At 46.9% G+C, this 642-nt stretch carries 1 protein-coding gene and 1 pseudogene; one reads left to right on the top strand and one right to left on the bottom strand.

Translation table 11 applies throughout. From position 1 onward, the window contains the following. Positions 1–158, top strand: a pseudogene (locus R7Z49_RS25740) (isocitrate lyase); the annotation flags it as partial. Between the two features lie 78 nt (positions 159–236). Here the strand turns inward: R7Z49_RS25740 and R7Z49_RS25735 are convergent. After that, a partial coding sequence (locus R7Z49_RS25735) for a CBS domain-containing protein (RefSeq protein ID WP_318112501.1) occupies positions 237–642 on the bottom strand: 406 nt, incomplete at its 5' end.

Here is a 642-nt window from a genome sequence, read left to right as displayed (position 1 = left end):
AACGTCCTGAATTCCAAGCAGCAGAGAAAGGCTACACCTTTGTGGCTCACCAACAAGAAGTGGGTACAGGTTACTTCGATAGAATGACGAACACCATCCAAGGTGGTAACTCATCTGTCACTGCGCTTACCGGTTCGACCGAAGAAGACCAATTCTAATTGGCACTGCAACACTTCCTTAATCAGCGTCAGTAATGGCATATTTTGAGCGGCATCCCGGCCGCTCTTTTTTCGTCTTTATAACGCTTCTTCATCCGGTTCAATTTCTTCCGGCTCAACCTCTTCTTGCAGTTCAAGTAAGTTGATCGCGATCGTAACGAAGTCCGTGTCAGTAATGATTCCAACCAGATGCCCTTTATGCACGATAGGCAAGCAGCCCACTTTGTGCTTTTGCATGTAAATGGCGCTCTCTTTTAGACCTGCTCTTGGCTCTGCAGTCATGATGTTAGTGTGCATCATTTCGTAGAGAGGCGTATCGAGGGTAAAAGATTGTTCAGCGTCATCTGGGTGCAAACAGGATTCTTGAGCAGCAAGAATATCACGTTGAGTCACCAAGCCTTGTAAGTGATGATTGGCGTCAACAACCGGAATATGTCGAATATCCAACGCGTCCATCATGCTCTTTGCATCGCGCAAGGTATGC

Origin of the sequence: Vibrio sp. 1562, from assembly GCF_033340155.1 — a bacterium.
Lineage (GTDB): Bacteria > Pseudomonadota > Gammaproteobacteria > Enterobacterales > Vibrionaceae > Vibrio > Vibrio alginolyticus.
The sequence above is the reverse complement of the archived record's forward strand: the minus strand, read 5'-3'. Positions and strand labels throughout refer to the sequence as shown.